This window comes from Agrobacterium sp. P15N1-A (genome assembly GCF_044626815.1).
GTDB lineage: Bacteria > Pseudomonadota > Alphaproteobacteria > Rhizobiales > Rhizobiaceae > Agrobacterium > Agrobacterium leguminum.
Genome location: NZ_JBIUPF010000003.1, coordinates 121,866 through 137,019 on the forward strand (window position 1 = coordinate 121,866; position 15,154 = coordinate 137,019).

Annotated in this window: 13 protein-coding genes; 3 read left to right on the plus strand and 10 right to left on the minus strand. The window is 61.3% G+C overall.

Features of this window, described 5'->3' with window-relative positions:
• Positions 1-174: 174 nt before the first annotated feature.
• The 7 genes from ACIK7D_RS12520 to ACIK7D_RS12550 all read right to left on the minus strand — a co-directional run bounded on the left by ACIK7D_RS12520 (position 175) and on the right by ACIK7D_RS12550 (position 8,624).
• The gene (locus ACIK7D_RS12520) at positions 175-1,830 is read right to left on the minus strand and encodes an ABC transporter ATP-binding protein (protein WP_400156463.1); all 1,656 of its coding nucleotides are present in this window, start codon (positions 1,828-1,830) and stop codon (positions 175-177) included.
• Positions 1,830-2,681 (minus strand): ABC transporter permease, encoded by an 852-nt coding sequence (locus ACIK7D_RS12525; RefSeq protein WP_400156464.1) that lies wholly within the window; start codon positions 2,679-2,681, stop codon positions 1,830-1,832. Before ACIK7D_RS12525 ends, ACIK7D_RS12520 begins: the two co-directional genes overlap by 1 nt.
• Positions 2,681-3,631 (minus strand): ABC transporter permease, encoded by a 951-nt coding sequence (locus ACIK7D_RS12530; protein WP_003524664.1) that lies wholly within the window; start codon positions 3,629-3,631, stop codon positions 2,681-2,683. The genes ACIK7D_RS12525 and ACIK7D_RS12530 overlap by 1 nt, the downstream gene beginning before the upstream one ends.
• 92 nt (positions 3,632-3,723) lie before the next feature.
• Entirely contained in the window at positions 3,724-5,334 is a 1,611-nt protein-coding gene (locus tag ACIK7D_RS12535; protein WP_400156465.1) for an ABC transporter substrate-binding protein, read from the minus strand.
• A gap of 93 nt (positions 5,335-5,427) precedes the next feature.
• Positions 5,428-6,141: an HAD-IA family hydrolase gene (locus ACIK7D_RS12540; protein WP_162936840.1), complete on the minus strand. Its 714-nt coding sequence runs from the start codon at positions 6,139-6,141 to the stop codon at positions 5,428-5,430.
• A 257-nt stretch (positions 6,142-6,398) separates the two neighbouring features.
• Positions 6,399-7,772 (minus strand): aspartate aminotransferase family protein, encoded by a 1,374-nt coding sequence (locus tag ACIK7D_RS12545; RefSeq protein ID WP_400156466.1) that lies wholly within the window; start codon positions 7,770-7,772, stop codon positions 6,399-6,401.
• A gap of 15 nt (positions 7,773-7,787) precedes the next feature.
• Positions 7,788-8,624, minus strand: a complete 837-nt coding sequence (locus ACIK7D_RS12550; RefSeq protein ID WP_400156467.1) for a GNAT family N-acetyltransferase — start codon at positions 8,622-8,624, stop codon at positions 7,788-7,790.
• Between ACIK7D_RS12550 and ACIK7D_RS12555 the strand changes: the two genes are divergently transcribed.
• From ACIK7D_RS12555 to ACIK7D_RS12565, 3 genes are read left to right on the plus strand one after another with little or no spacing between them, the layout of a single operon-like run.
• Entirely contained in the window at positions 8,598-8,939 is a 342-nt protein-coding gene (locus ACIK7D_RS12555) for a hypothetical protein (RefSeq protein ID WP_400156468.1), read from the plus strand. The genes ACIK7D_RS12550 and ACIK7D_RS12555 overlap by 27 nt on opposite strands.
• A gap of 7 nt (positions 8,940-8,946) precedes the next feature.
• Positions 8,947-9,615 (plus strand): haloacid dehalogenase type II, encoded by a 669-nt coding sequence (locus ACIK7D_RS12560; protein ID WP_035221404.1) that lies wholly within the window; start codon positions 8,947-8,949, stop codon positions 9,613-9,615.
• 15 nt (positions 9,616-9,630) lie between these two features.
• Positions 9,631-10,905, plus strand: a complete 1,275-nt coding sequence (locus ACIK7D_RS12565; RefSeq protein ID WP_400156469.1) for an NAD(P)/FAD-dependent oxidoreductase — start codon at positions 9,631-9,633, stop codon at positions 10,903-10,905.
• Between the two features lie 202 nt (positions 10,906-11,107).
• Here ACIK7D_RS12565 and ACIK7D_RS12570 read toward each other — a convergent pair whose 3' ends face one another.
• From ACIK7D_RS12570 to ACIK7D_RS12580, 3 genes are read right to left on the minus strand one after another with little or no spacing between them, the layout of a single operon-like run.
• Entirely contained in the window at positions 11,108-12,565 is a 1,458-nt protein-coding gene (locus tag ACIK7D_RS12570) for an NAD-dependent succinate-semialdehyde dehydrogenase (protein WP_137453879.1), read from the minus strand.
• Positions 12,566-12,580: 15 nt separating this feature from the next.
• Positions 12,581-13,624 (minus strand): tartrate dehydrogenase, encoded by a 1,044-nt coding sequence (locus tag ACIK7D_RS12575; RefSeq protein WP_400156470.1) that lies wholly within the window; start codon positions 13,622-13,624, stop codon positions 12,581-12,583.
• A gap of 13 nt (positions 13,625-13,637) precedes the next feature.
• On the minus strand, positions 13,638-15,101 hold the full coding sequence (locus ACIK7D_RS12580; RefSeq protein WP_400156471.1) for an aldehyde dehydrogenase family protein: 1,464 nt from the start codon (positions 15,099-15,101) through the stop codon (positions 13,638-13,640).
• Positions 15,102-15,154 lie beyond the last annotated feature (53 nt).

The window sequence follows — 15,154 nt, forward strand, 5'->3', positions numbered from 1 at the left end:
GCACGGGCGTTGCATTCACATTCCGTCACCCCGGACTTGATCCGGGGTCCAGCGCGATCAAGTCTTTGATCGCAATAGACTCATTTCACGACGCAGACGCGTCGTGGCTGGATGCCGGATCAAGTCCGGCATGACGGAGGAGAGGTTCTCATACCTCTTCGGCATTCGTCGAGCTCACCTTTTCGAAAACGCCCGCACCAGCTCCGCATCCTGCTGGAGATTGTCGAGCCATTTCGGGTCGAGTTTCGGCACCGAGGAGAACAGCAGTTTTGAATAGGGGTGGGAGGGCGATTTGATCGCTTCCGTTTCCAGATGCTCCACCTTCTGCCCGCCATACATCACGACGATCTCGTCGCAGATGGTCTCCACCACCGAAAGATCGTGGCTGATGAAGATATAGGAGAGGTTCAGCTCCCGCTGCAGTTCTCCGAGAAGATCGATGATTGCGGCCGCCACCACGGTATCGAGCGCTGAGGTGATTTCATCGCAGATGATGAGCGACGGTTCGGCGGCAAGTGCGCGGGCAAAATTAACGCGTTGTTTCTGCCCGCCGGAAAGGCCGGAAGGGTGGCGGTGACGGACCGAGCGCGGCAGTTTCACCATATCGAGAAGCTGATCGATCCGGGCGTCGCGCGCCTTGCCTTTCATGCCGTGATAGAAGGTCAGCGGCCGGCCGAGAATATCCTCGATGGGTTTCGACGGGTTGAGTGCGGTATCGGCATATTGGAACACGATCTGCATACGCCGTAGCTGGTCGCCGGTTCGACGCCGTGCATCCGCATCCAGTTCCCGGCCTTCGAAGATGACATGGCCGCCGGCCGCCGGCAGAATGCCGGCAATGGCGCGCGCCAGCGTCGATTTTCCGCAACCGGACTCGCCGATGATGCCGAGATTACGGCCGGGATAGACCGAAAGGCTGACGCTATCCACCGCACGCACCAGCGGCATCTTGTCGTCGCCCTTCGTTCCGTAACCGGCGATCAGCTTTTCGATATCCAGCAGTGGCGTTGCCTGCTCCTGTTTGGCGGGTGTGATGACGCGCGCCTTGTCATGAAAGGCCGTCAGCAGTTCCTTCGTGTAGGGATGCTGGGCATTTTCGAGGATATCCTTGGTCGTACCGGTTTCCTGAACCTCGCCGCCTTTCAGCACAACGATCCGGTCGGCGATCTGGGCGACGACGGCGAGATCGTGCGAAACATACACGCCGCCTATGCCGTTCTTGCGCATTGCCGATTTGAAGGCGCGCAGCACCTCGATCTGGGTCGTGACGTCGAGCGCGGTGGTCGGTTCGTCGAAGATCACCAGTTTCGGATTGCCGATCAGCGCCATTGCGGCGGAGAGGCGCTGAAGCTGGCCGCCGGACACCTGATGCGGGTAACGCTCGCCGATGGTCTCGGGGTTGGGCAACGACAGCGCCTTGAAAAGTTCCACCGCACGTGTCCGCGCTTCCTGCGGCGGCATCAGATGGTGGATGCGGGTGACTTCGATGACCTGATCGATGATTTTCTGCGCCGGGTTGAAGGCGGCGGCCGCACTTTGCGGCACATAGGCCACTTTCGTGCCGCGGATTTTGGCGCGTTCGGCTTCGGAAAGCTGCACCATGTCCTGGCCCGCCACCTTGACGCTGCCGCCGGAAATGCGGCAGCCCGGCCGGGCATAGCCCATCAGGGTCAGCGCGATGGTGGTCTTGCCGGAACCGCTCTCGCCGATCAGCGCGACGATCTCACCATCGGCGATGTCGATGTCCACGCCCTTGATGATGTCGATACGGCGGCCGGAATCGGTGGTGGCCTCGACTTTCAGTCCACGGATTTCAACGAGATTGCTCATTATTCGCTCCTGTCGCGGATTTTCTGCGGCAGATTGTCGATCAGCAGGTTGACGCTGATCGTCAGGCTGGCAATGGCCAGCGACGGGAAGATGACGGCAGGGGCCGCAAACGGCAGGCCGCCGATGTTCTCACGCACCAGCGCGCCCCAGTCCGCATTCGGCGGCTGCAGGCCGAGGCCGAGGAAGGAGAGGCCCGACAGAAGCAGCACGATGAACACGAAGCGCACGCCAAGATCGGCCAGTACGGGCCGGACGATGTTCGGCAGGATTTCGGAACCGATGAGGTAGAGCAGGCTTTCGCCGCGCACCCGGGCGACGGTGACGAAATCCATGGTGTTGACGTTGACGGCGAGCGCCCGGGCGAAACGATAGGCGCCCGGAGTATAGATGACCGAGAGCGTGATGATCAGCACCGGAATGGAAGAGCCGACAGCGGCGACGACCACGAGGCCGAAAAGCTTGCTCGGAATGGAATTCACCGCATCGAGAAACCGGCTGAGCGCCGCATCGAACCAGCCGCCGATGACGGCGGCGCACATGCCAAGCACGACGCCGGAGGTGCAGGCAATGGTGACGGCGGCGAGCGAGATGCCGACCGTGAAACGCGCGCCCATGAGAATGCGGGAAAATACGTCGCGACCGAGATAATCGGAACCGAGCCAAAGATCAGAGGTCATCGGCCCGAAATAATCGAGATCGACGATTTCACCGACGGGATGCGGAATGAGATAGGGCGCGAAGATTGCGACCATGGCCCAGAGAAAAATGACGAGAAAGCCGAAAACGCCGACTGCGTTGATCTTGTAACCCAAACGCGAGGTCCCCGAAGTTGTTTTGATATTGTCGGCCATCAGCGCAGCCTCGGATTGGACATGATGGCGATGATATCCGCCGTCGTGATGAGGAGGAGATAACCGACGCAGAAGATCATCGCGCAGCTCTGGATCAGCGGCAGGTCGCGGGTTGCGACGCCATCGACCATCAGTTTGGCGATGCCGGGATAATTGAAGATCGTCTCGACGATGATGACGCCGCCGACGAGATAGGAAAGCGATAGCGCCACCGCATTGACGATGGGGCCGAGCGCATTGGGAAGCGCATGGCGAAGCACGATGCGCATGCGCGGCGCGCCCTTCAAAAGCGCCATTTCCACATAGGGCGTATCCAGCGTCTCGATGACGGCGGCGCGGCTCATGCGGATCATCTGTGCGGAAACGACGAAGGTCAGCGTGATGACCGGCATGGCATAGACCCGCAGAACATCGAAAAGCGTGTGAACTTCGCTGACCAGCGACAGCGCCGGAAGCCATTTCAGATAGACGGCGAAAAGCAGTACGGCGAGTGTGGCGATCATGAATTCCGGCACCGAGATGACGCCGATGGTCAGCACGGTGACGGCCCGGTCATAAAGCGTGCCGCGCAGCATGGCGGAGCTGATGCCGAGGGTGAGCGCCAGCGGCACGGCGATGATGGTGGTAATGCCGGCAAGCTTCATGGAGTTGACGAAGCGCGGGCCGATAAGATCGGCAATCGCCATGTTGTTGGCGTAGGACGTGCCGAGTTCGCCCTGCAGCAGGCCGAGAAGCCAGCGGACGAAACGCAGGAGGGCCGGATCGTCGAGATGCATGGCGGTGCGCAGGCCGGCCACGGCCTCCGGCGTCGCCGCCTGACCGAGAAGGATCGTCGCCGTGTCGCCGGGCAGCAGGCTGGTGGCGGAAAAGACGATAAACGACACGATAAGCAGCGTCGTCAGCATGACGACCAGCCGCCTGGCGATAAGGGATAATATCCGGCTGTTCATTCACATGCTCCTGCGACGTGCCTGATGGTGGAGGCTTTCCGCAATGACGGAAAGGCTGCCGGGCGCATTTTCGCGCCCGGCTCCATGGTCTATCAGGCTTCGAGCCAGACGTATTCCGCAAAGGCATAACCCATCATGCCGCCGAGCGGATTGGCTTCCAGACCCTTGAGCTTGGAGCTGATGGCGTCGACGTTCGAAATATAGGCGGGAATGATGGTGCCGGCTTCGTCGGCGATCATCGTTTCCAGTTCGAAGTAGATTTGCTTGCGCTTGTCCATATCGAGCATGCCGCGCGCTTCCAGCATCATCTTGTCGAACTTCGGCGACTTGTACTGGCTTTCGTTCCACGGTGCGTCGGAAGCGTAGAGCAGGGAGAACAGGATGTCCGGTGTCGGGCGCGGGTTGATGTTGCCGAAATGGACCGGCGCCTTTAGCCAGTAATTGCTCCAGTAACCGTCCGAAGGCACGCGCTGCACATCCAGCTTGACGCCGATTTCGGCAGCCGAAGCCTGAATGATCATCGCCATGTCGACTGAAGAGCTTGCCGCATCCGATGCGATGACCGGAATGGACTGGCCGATGAGGCCGGCCTTCTGGAAGTGGAACTTCGCCTTTTCCGGATCAAAGGCCTTCGGCTTGAGGTCCGGATTGTGATAGGGGCTCATCGGCGGAACCGGCTGGTCGTTGCCGACTTCACCGAGACCGCGCAGGGCCGCCTTGACGATCTGCTCGCGATTGACGATCGACTTCATGCCGGCGATGAAATCGGCATTGTTGCCCGGTGCCTGGTCGAGGCGCATGTTGAGGTTGGTGTAGTTTCCGGATGTCGTCTTGGAAAGAACGACACCGTCCTGCTTGTCGAGCAGGCGCAGCGCACGCGGGTTAATGGAGGCCGCGAGCTGGATATCGCCCGAGAGAAGGGCGTTGACGCGGGCATTGTCGTCCGAAATCGCCATGAATTCGAAGCTGTCGATGTGCGGGCCGCCAGACTTCCAGTAATTGGCGTTCTTGCTCATGATCGAACGCACGCCCGGCTCGAATTTTTCGAGCTTGAAAGCGCCGGTGCCGTTGCCCTTGGAGAAATCCGTGGTGCCGTCGGCGACGATCATGAAATGGTGCAGGGCCAGAATGGATGGCAGGTCGGCATTCGCGTTCGCCAGCGTGATTTCGACCGTGCTCTTGTCGAGAGCCTTGAAGCCGGTCATCTGCGCGGCAATCTTGGCGACCTTGGAACCGACGGCCGGATCGAGATGGCGCTTCAGCGAATAGACCACGTCGTCGGCCGTCAGGGCCTTGCCGTCATGGAAGGTGACGCCTGAACGCAGCTTCACAGTCCAGGTCTTGGCGTCCTTCGTTTCGATGGCTTCGGCCAGCTCCAGCTGCGGTGTGCCGGAAACGTCCAGGAAGCTCAAACGGTTGTAGAGCGCGCAGCAACGAACATAGTCCGTCGAAAGCGAGGCCTTTGCCGGATCGAGCGTATCGGCGGTGGAGGAGGACCAGCCGGCAGCTTTCAGCGTGCCGCCGGATACCGGCGTTGCGGCCACGGCGGCAGAGGCGCGGCCGAGGATGGCCGAGCCGGCGGAAAGGGCGACGCCACCCGCCAGCAGCATGTGAAGCAGCTCACGCCGCGTTGCGCCGCGTCGGATCGCCTGTTCAACGGTGGCGTCGTCGGAGCGGGTCCAGTTTGTAATCCTGTCACTCATGGTCTTCCCCTTTTGTATGATTTGTTGAAATGCGTCTGAAGAAATTTCCGGCATGCCACATCCCAGTTCGCGGCACGCCATTGGCGGGGCGGCTCAGCCGCCCGTCTGTTTCACTGCTTCGGCAAGGCCGGCCATGGAGGTGAAGTGGTAGTCCGGCTCGGTAAAGTTTTCCGGCTCGATCGTGCCGCCATATCCTTTCTGGGCGTGGCGACGTTCGATCCAGCAATTGGTCATGCCCAGTTTTCGGGAAATGCCGATATCGTGGTACTGGCTTTGCGCGACGTGCAGAATGTCGTGCTTCGATGCGCCCTCGCTTTCCACAAAGGCGAAGACCTTTTCGAAAAAGGCGGGATCGGGTTTTTCGGTGCCGGTGTCATCCGCCGTGAAAGCGGCATGAAAGGGATTGCCGAGTTCCTTCGAGAAATATTCGAAGGCCCAGCGCTGGGCGTTGGTCATGGCGATGAGGCGATGCGTCTTGGCAAGCTCGGCCATGGCGGCGCGGCTGTCTTCAAAGCCTTTCCAGCTTTTTGCAGCATCGCGCAGGCGTTCACCGAATGCGCGTTCCGCCGGCAGGCCGAGTTCGGGAGCGATAATCAGGTATACGCGGACGAGGTCATCGGGAAACAGGTCGGTCGCGTCGGAATAACGGGCCGCGCGGTAGAGCGCCAGCGCTTTTTCACCATCGACCTCCACGCCGTTTTCCGCACCGATTGCAGCCAGCGTCGATTTCAGGCCGCCTTCGAAATCGATGAGGGTCCCCACCACGTCGAAGCTCATATATTTGAAGTCGCTCAGTTTTTTGGGCAATGTCGGTCTCCGCTTTGCCGCCTTAAGCCTCTTGGGGAGCCTGCGGCAGATTATTCTGTTCCCGGACGGGATCCTTGCCCCGTTCCCATTTGCGATTACGCCCTTTTTTATGGCGTTTAGTGCCGTTTGCATTAATAGTTTGGCACTTTCGGCACGCCGGATTCGCCGAAATGGATCGGCTCTTCGGCAGAATATTGCGAATATACGGTGCATTGCGACATTTCGAGAGGATGCCGCAACGCCACCCGGCTATCGCCTCAGGCCATGGCGGCCCGTACGGCGGGGTCTTCGAGCGTCTGGTCGAGGGTCTTCAGGGTCCGCTCGATGATGGCGTCGATCTCGCTGTCGGTGCAGCAGAGCGGCGGCGCGTAACCCAGAATACCGTTCGCAAAGGCGCGCACGATCAGGCCGTTTTCCCAGGCGCGGTCGAAAACCTTGCGTGCGGGGGCCGCGGCGGCTGGCAGCGGGGTCTTTTTGTCCTTGTCGGTCACGAGTTCGACGGCGGCGAGCATGCCGCGCCCGCGGACATCGCCGACCAGCGGATGGCTTCTCAGGCCCTCAAGCCCCGCCATCAACCTTTGACCGGCGCGGCGACCGTTTTCCAGTAGCCCGCCCTCGTAAAGTTTCAGCACTTCGAGACCGACGGCGGCGCTGACGGGATGGGCGGAATAGGTGTAGCCATGCCCGATTGCGGCCTCGCCTGCGAAGTCGGCTATTGTATCATAGACGTGGTCCGCCATGAAGACGGCGCCCATCGGCACGTAGCCGGAGGTGAGACCCTTGGCGGTGGTGATGAAGTCCGGCACGATATCCTCGTCGGCACAGGCAAACAGCGGCCCCGTGCGGCCAAAGCCGGTGATGACCTCGTCGGCGACGAAGAGGATGCCATAGGAACGGCAGAGGTCGCGCATGGCCTTGATCCAGCCGGGAGGCGGCACGAGAACCCCGCCGGAACCCTGGATCGGCTCCGCATAGAAGGCGGCGACGCGGTCCGGACCGATGGCCTCGATCTTATCCTTCAGGATTTGCAGGGAGGATGCGATGATGGCGGCCGGGTCGCTTCCCACCGGGTTACGGTAGGCGTAGTGCGACGGGATTTTGTGCTGCCAGTCGTAGGGCACGCCGAAACCGGCATGGAAAGCCGGCAGGGCGGTGAGGCCCGAACCGGCGGTGGTGGAGCCGTGATAACCCTGTTCGATGGAGATGAACTGGTCGCGCTGCGGCTGGCCCCTGGCATGCCAGTAATAGCGGATGAACCGAATGGTGCTGTCCACCGCATCGGAACCGCCGAGTGTGAAATAGACGTGGTTGAGATCGCCCGGTGCGCGGTCGGCAAGCTCGGAGGCAAGCCGGATGGCCGGTTCGCTGCCAATGTCGAAATAAGCCGTAGCATAGGGCAATTCCCGCATCTGCTTTGCCGCCGCCTCGACGATGCTGTCATGGCCGTAACCGGCATTGACGCACCACAGGCCGGCAAAACCGTCGATGAGCTGATGCCCGGTAATATCGGTGACGGTGGCGCCGCTTGCCGATTGCAGCACCCGCACGCCCAGCTTCTCATGGCCGCGGAAGGAGGAGACAGGGTGCACCAGATGGGCGCGATCCAGTTCGATCAGTGAATTGCTTAACATGGGGTCTCTCCGGATTCAGCCCAGCGCCTGGCTGGTCAATGCGAATGTTTTCAGTTTTTTGTCGGCGGGGATTTCGGTTTTCGACCGGCGCATGGCGATGCCGCCGCCGACATGGCCAAGACCGCGTTCGGCAAGCCAGGGGGCAAGGCCCGTATCGGCCGTGGTGTCCACACGAAGGAATGCGCCAGGACGCTCAGAAAACACGAATGCGATCAAATCTTTCGCGATTTCAGCATTTTCCGCCACGACCGGGCCGATGACGTCGCCGCGTCCGAAGGCGCGAAGTGCTGCAAAGCCCTTGATGACGCCCTGTTCCTGGACGAGTGCGAAACGCGCCCTGTCGGCAAGTGCTGCAAATAGGGCCGTGCGATCCGCACCGAAAGCCTGCGCATCGAGCGCGGCGAGTTCGGCCGGATCAATGGTTTCCGCCCAGGTGACACCTTCCGGCCTGTCGGTCGTGGCCGGAATGCCCTGATGCTGGAGCACCTCGCCGCAGGCGGCGAAGCCCAGCTTTTCATAAAGGGGCAGGCCGTCGGCCGTGGCTACAAGACGGCACTCGCGATTTTCTGCTGCGTCCATCGCCGCGCCCATCAACTGGCGTCCAAGGCCGCGGCCGCGCATGCTCTCGTCCACGATCACCATATTGACGGTGGCGCAGGTGTCTCCGAGAAGCGTCGCCATGGCGGTTCCGACGACGCGTCCGTTTTCCAGGGCGACGAAACCCTTGCTCAGGGAAAGGACCAGTGCCCAGTCTTCTTTCCGGTGCGGCCAGCCGGCCTGGCGGGAAAGTTCAACGGCCGCGTCGAGGTGGTCCGGTTGAAACGTTTGGATATCGATCAGGCTCGCCTGCATGCCGGAACTCCGTTTTTCTGCTTATTCATTGATAGACCGATGCCGAAAGAAGATTGTCCCGACAAATGGGAAGGTTCGATATGTTTCGCTGTTGCTTTTATCCGCCGCCGCATCTTATGCCGCATCTTGTCCGCACCCGGCCGTAAACCGGGGACCGGCGGCGGCTTCCGGTTTGCCTCGACGCAACTCTCTGCCAAACTGGCGGCTGCATACGCAACAATCTGCTTCCGCGAATGGCAATTGCGGTGCGTCGACCGGGCAAAGGCTTTCTATGATCAATTCATTCCGGCACGGCCGATCCCCAAGCAAGGATGACGACGACATGACCATCTTCCGCCCGAAATACATCTCCTTCGATTGCTACGGCACGCTGATCAATTTCCAGATGGCAGAGGCCGCCCGCGATCTTTATGGCGATCGTCTCGATGAAGCGCAGATGCAGCAGTTCATCAAGAATTTTGCGGCCTATCGTCTGGATGAGATCATGGGCGACTGGAAGCCCTACGCCCAGGTGGTTCACAATTCGCTGTCGCGCAGCTGCAAGCGCAATGGCGTGGCCTTCAAGGATGAAGACGCCACCTTCGTTTACGAGCGCGTTCCGACCTGGGGCCCGCATGCCGATGTTCCGGCCGGGCTTGCCAAGGTTGCGAAGGAAATCCCCCTCGTCATCCTGTCCAACGCCATGAATTCGCAGATCATGTCGAATGTCGAAAAGCTCGGTGCGCCCTTCCACGCGGTTTACACCGCCGAGCAGGCGCAGGCCTACAAGCCGCGCTTCAAGGCTTTCGAATATATGTTTGACATGCTGGGCTGCGGTCCGGAAGACATGCTGCATGTTTCCTCCTCGTTCCGTTACGACCTGATGTCGGCCCATGATCTCGGCATCAAGAACAAGGTCTGGGTCAATCGCGGTCACGAGCCCGCCAATCCCTATTACGGTTATGTCGAAATCGCCGATATTTCCGGCCTGGCAGGCGTGGTTGGATTGTAAGGAAAGGTCGGGACCATGAAGTTCGTCTCCTATTGGCACGATACCGCGCCGCAATTTTCAGGTGCCGCGCAAGGTCCCGTCGAAGGTCATTACGATGTCGCCGTCATCGGTGGAGGTTTCACCGGTCTCGGGGCCGCGCGCCAGCTGGCCAAGGCCGGCGCGCGGGTGGTCGTTCTTGAAGGGGAGCGGGTCGGCTGGGGCGCCTCCGGCCGCAATGGCGGGCATCTCAACAATGGTCTTGCCCATTCCTATCTCTCCGCCAAGGCCGAGCTTGGCAAGAAACGCGCGATCGCCCTTTACAGGGCGCTCGATTCCTCCATCGATACGCTGGAGGGGCTGATTGCGGAGGAGGGCATCGATTGCAACTTCCGCCGCTCGGGTAAGCTGAAGCTCGCGTCCAAGCCGCAGCATTTCGAAGGTCTGGCGAAGAATTTCGAGGCGCTGCATGCCGAGGTCGATCCCGATACGGCGCTTCTTTCCGCGGCCGATCTCAAGTCGGAGATCGGCTCGCCCTTTTATGGCGCCATGCTCTCGAAGAAGAGCGCGATGATGCATATGGGCCGCTATGTGGCCGGCCTTGCCGAAGCCGCCAGCCGTCATGGCGCGGTGATCTTCGAAAATGCGGCGGTGACGAAGCACATCCAGAACGGCAGGACCCATGAACTGGAAACCCCGAGCGGCAAGGTGACGGCCGACAATGTTCTGGTGGCGACCGGCGCTTACACGCCGTCCGGCTTCGGTTATTTCCGTCGCCGCATCATCGCCGTCGGCAGTTTCATCATCGCTACACGGCCGCTGACGGATGCCGAGGTTCAGGCCTCGGTTCCGGGTAACCGCACCTATGTCAACTCCATGAATATCGGCAATTATTTCCGGCTCGCGCCGGATAACCGGCTGATCTTCGGCGGCCGTGCACGCTTTTCCGCCACGTCGGACCAGCGTTCGGACGCCAAAAGCGGTGCGATACTGACGGAAAGCCTGCATCGCATCTTCCCGCAGCTTGTCCATGTGCCGATCGATTATTGCTGGGGCGGTCTGGTGGACATGACCAAGGACCGTTATCCGCGCGCCGGTTTCCATGACGGCGTCTGGTACGCCATGGGCTATTCCGGCCACGGTGCGCAGCTTTCCACCCATCTCGGCATGATCATGGCCGACGCCATTCTGGGGCGGCCGGATAACAATCCCCTGAAGGGGCTGGACTGGCCGGCGGTGCCGGGTCATTTCGGCAAGCCGTGGTTCCTGCCGCTGGTGGGCTTTTATTACAAGATGCTGGACAAGATTCAGTAGAGTGCGGTCGCTTCCTGTCGCTCAGGCTTCTTACGAACCATCCTCCACATTCAACGTCATCCTCGGGACAGGCCCGAGCATGACGGAGGAGAGGTTTGTGGGCGTTCCATCAGTTTAACAGCAACTGTCCGGCCGTTTTGTTATCTCCACACAAAAAGAAGGGCCGCAGAGCGGCCCTTTAGGCGGGGAGAAGGAAGCGGGCTCAGGAAAGCCCGCCAATATGAAACGTCTTGATCTCCAGATATTCCTCGATGCCGACCTGTGCGCCCTCACGGCCGAGGCCGGATTGTTTGACGCCGCCGAAGGGGGCGACTTCGGTTGAGATCGCGCCGGTGTTGAGGCCGACCATGCCGAACTCCAGCGCCTCGCCCACGCGCCAGGCGCGTTTCAGGCTTTCGGTATAGAAATAGGCGGCAAGGCCGAAGGGCGTGCCGTTGGCGATGGCGATGGCTTCTTCTTCCGTCTCGAAACGGAAAAGCGGCGCAACCGGCCCGAAGGTTTCTTCGCTTGCCAGCCGCATCCCGGTCGTGGCGCCGGTCAGCACCACGGGGGCGGTATATTGCGGACCTTCCGGCAGATCGTGCGGCCTGGTGATGATCTTTGCGCCCTTGGAAACGGCGTCATCGATATGGGCGCGGATCTTGGTGATGGCCGGTTCGTTGATCATCGGGCCGATGGAAACGCCTGCTTCCGTTCCGGGTCCGACCCGCATGGCGTCGACGCGATCCGCCAGTTTTTTGGCGAAGGCGTCATAAACGCTCGACTGCACCAGAATGCGGTTGGCGCAAACGCAGGTCTGGCCGCCATTGCGGAATTTCGAAACCAGTGCGCCTTCGATGGCGAGATCGAGATCGGCATCGTCGAACACGATGAAGGGCGCATTGCCGCCCAGTTCCAGCGACAGCCGTTTGACGCTATCGGCAGCACCGCGCATCAAAAGCGAACCGACGCGGGTGGAGCCGGTGAAGGAAATCTTCCGAACCGTCTCGTTGGCCATGATTTCATTGCCGATTTCCGTCGGCATGCCGGTGACGATGTTGATGACGCCCGCGGGAATACCGGCGCGTTCGGCAAGAACGCCGAGCGCCAGGGCCGAATAGGGCGTGAATTCCGAAGGCTTGATGACCACGGTGCAGCCGGCCGCAAGTGCGGGCGCGACCTTGCGGGTGATCATGGCGTTCGGGAAGTTCCACGGCGTGATGATGCCACAGACGCCGACCGGTTCTTTCAGAACCACGATACGCCGATCCGGCGTCGGGGAAGGAATGGTGCTGCCGCCGATACGCCGGGCCTCTTCCGCGAACCATTTGACGAAGGATGCGCCATAGCGGATTTCGCCCTTCGCTTCATCCAGCGGCTTGCCCTGTTCGGTGGTCAGGATCAGGCCGAGATCGTCGACATTGTCGATCATCAGCGCGAACCATTTTTCGAGAAGCGCTGCGCGCTCCGCGTGGGTCTTTTTCTTCCACGGTCCGAAGGCGGCATTGGCGGCTTCGATTGCCGCACGGGTTTCCGCGCCGCCCATATCCGGCACGGTGCCGATGACCGCCTGCGTCGCCGGGTCGATCACGTCGACCGCCTTGCCCGATGCCGCCGCCTTCCATGCGCCGCCGATCAAGCCCGTCTGGCGAAAGAGTTCCTTGTCCTTCAAGCCCTGCATCATAATTCTCCGAAATCAGTCGAGCGCCGCAAGAACCGCGGCGGTGATGGCGTCTGTCTTGTCTTTGCCCGGCACCGTGCCGATACCCCGGCCGGTCGCCGTTTCCAGCGCCGCCATGATACGCGCGGCCGCGTCCTTTTCACCGAGATGCTCGAGCATCATCGCGCCGGACCATATGGCGGCGATGGGGTTGGCGATGCCGAGATGGGCGATATCCGGGGCCGAACCGTGCACCGGCTCGAACATCGAAGGCGCGCTGCGGTCAGGATTGATATTGGCGGAGGCGGCAAAGCCGAGACCGCCCTGAATGGCCGCGCCGAGATCGGTCAGAATATCGCCGAAGAGATTGGAGGCGACGACGACATCGAGGCTTTCCGGGGCCATAACCATGCGGGCCGCCATGGCGTCGATGTGATAGCTGGAAACCTCGACGTCGGGATACTCCGTGGCGAGCTTGTGGGTCACCTCGTCCCAGAACACCATCGAATATTTCTGGGCATTGGACTTGGTGATGGAGGCGAGCTTGCCGCGACGCTTCTGCGCCTGTTCGAAGCCGAAGCGCAGGATGCGCTCCACACCCTTGCGGGTGAAGATCGAGGTTTCGACCGCAACTTCATCGTCAGTGCCCTGATGCACGCGGCCACCGGCGCCGGAATATTCGCCTTCCGTGTTTTCACGGATGCAGAGAATGTCGAAGCCATCCGCCTTCAAAGGCCCCTGCACACCGGGCAGAAGCCGGTGCGGGCGGATATTGGCATATTGCACGAAAGCCTTGCGGATCGGCAGCAGCAGGCCGTGCAGTGAGACCGAGTCCGGCACTTCCGCCGGCCAGCCGACTGCGCCGAGCAGGATGGCGTCGAAACCGCGCAGGGTTTCGATGCCGTCCTTGGGCATCATCGCGCCGGTTTCCTTGTAGAAGGCGCAGGACCAGGGGAATTCCGTTCCTTCAAGCGCAAAACCGGAGGCTTCGGCGGCGGCGTTGAGCACCTGCCATGCGGCGTCCGTCACGCTTTTGCCGATGCCGTCTCCGGGAATGAGTGCGATGCGATGCGTTTTCAAGACATTTCCCCTGTTACAGTCCGATAAGGACGCTTTTGCTCTTGCGGTTGGCGAGATAGGCCTCGCGTCCGAGATCCTTGCCGATGCCGGAGCGTTTGTAACCGCCGGTTGGCAATATGTGGTCGCGCGAGCGGCCATAACGGTTGACCCAGATCGTGCCCGCCTGAATGGCGCGGGACAGGCGCATGACGCGCGAGACGTCGCGGCTGAAAAGACCCGCCGCCAGACCGTAGGTCGGATGGTCAGAAAGCGCCAGAGCCTCTTCTTCCGTGCGGAAGGTCTGCAGCGTCAGCACCGGCCCGAAGATTTCCTCGGTGACGGCAGGAGAGGTCTGGTCGACATTGGCGATCAGCGTCGGCTGATAGAAATAGCCGGGGCCATCCATCACTGCGCCGCCCGTCAGGCATTCGCCGCCGTGGGCGACCGCCGCCTGCACGATGCCGTCGATGCGCTTGCGCTGCACCTCGGAGATGATCGGCGAATATTGCGTCGTCTCGTCCCAGGTCGGGCCGGGCTTCACCGCCTTCATGCGGGCGATGATGGCAGTGGAAAGGGCATCCGCCGCACTTTCCTCGACGATGATGCGCGAGCCCGCCACACAGGCCTGCCCGGCGTTGGAGAGGATATTGCCGGCGATGGCCGCTGCCGCCTTCTCGATATCGGCATCGGCGAAGACGATTTGCGGGCTCTTGCCGCCGAGTTCCAGCGTCATGGGCTTGATGCCGGTGCGGGCGATATTGGCCATGATGGCGGCGCCCGCGGCCGTGGAGCCGGTGAAGCTGACCTTGGAGATATCAGGGTGCCCGGTGATGGCATTGCCGGTCACGGGCCCGTCGCCCAGCACAATGTTGATGAGACCTGCCGGCAATCCGGCCTTGATCGCCAGCTGCGCCATGAAGATGCTGGAGAAGGGCGTCATTTCAGATGGTTTCAGCACCACGGCATTGCCTGCCGCGAGCGCCGGGCCGAGCTTCCAGCCGGCCATGGAGACGGGGAAATTCCACGGCGTGATGGCGCCGACGACGCCATAGGGTTCGGTCATGATCATGCCGAGGCTCGCATTGTCGGTCGGAACCAGATCGCCGCCTTCCTTGTCGGCAAACTCGGCGAAGAAACGGATCTGTTCGGCGGTGACGGCGATATCGCCGGCGATCAGCTGGCCCACCGGCCGTGTCGAGGAGAGCGCCTCGATTTTCGCCAGCGTCTCGGCTTCCTGTTCGATCAGGTCGGCCCAGCGCTGCAAGACCTTTGTGCGCTCGCGCGGGCGTACGCCGCCCCAGTTGCTGCTCTTCAAGGCGGCCTTGGCAGTCTGCACCGCCTCATCGACCAGCGCCGCATCCGCCTTGGGGCAACCGGCATATTCGATGCCGTCCGATGGGCGGTGCATGTCGATGCCGTTTGCCGCTGGAACCAGCCGGTCGCCGATGAAGTGGCCGATCGGCAGGGATAAGCTGTCTGGATCGAAGCTGAGCGTCATGTGGAATCCTCTTTGGATATGCCCCAACGCTAATCCCTGATGGCAAGCAGCAT

What these genes read in the sequence shown, in the direction of transcription:
- ACIK7D_RS12520 (WP_400156463.1), bottom strand. Translation starts at nt 1,830, where the DNA reads ATGAGCAATCTCGTTGAAATCCGTGGACTGAAAGTCGAGGCCACCACC.
- ACIK7D_RS12525 (WP_400156464.1), bottom strand. Translation starts at nt 2,681, where the DNA reads ATGGCCGACAATATCAAAACAACTTCGGGGACCTCGCGTTTGGGTTAC.
- ACIK7D_RS12530 (WP_003524664.1), bottom strand. Translation starts at nt 3,631, where the DNA reads ATGAACAGCCGGATATTATCCCTTATCGCCAGGCGGCTGGTCGTCATG.
- ACIK7D_RS12535 (WP_400156465.1), bottom strand. Translation starts at nt 5,334, where the DNA reads ATGAGTGACAGGATTACAAACTGGACCCGCTCCGACGACGCCACCGTT.
- ACIK7D_RS12545 (WP_400156466.1), bottom strand. Translation starts at nt 7,772, where the DNA reads ATGTTAAGCAATTCACTGATCGAACTGGATCGCGCCCATCTGGTGCAC.
- ACIK7D_RS12550 (WP_400156467.1), bottom strand. Translation starts at nt 8,624, where the DNA reads ATGCAGGCGAGCCTGATCGATATCCAAACGTTTCAACCGGACCACCTC.
- ACIK7D_RS12560 (WP_035221404.1), top strand. Translation starts at nt 8,947, where the DNA reads ATGACCATCTTCCGCCCGAAATACATCTCCTTCGATTGCTACGGCACG.
- ACIK7D_RS12565 (WP_400156469.1), top strand. Translation starts at nt 9,631, where the DNA reads ATGAAGTTCGTCTCCTATTGGCACGATACCGCGCCGCAATTTTCAGGT.
- ACIK7D_RS12570 (WP_137453879.1), bottom strand. Translation starts at nt 12,565, where the DNA reads ATGCAGGGCTTGAAGGACAAGGAACTCTTTCGCCAGACGGGCTTGATC.
- ACIK7D_RS12580 (WP_400156471.1), bottom strand. Translation starts at nt 15,101, where the DNA reads ATGACGCTCAGCTTCGATCCAGACAGCTTATCCCTGCCGATCGGCCAC.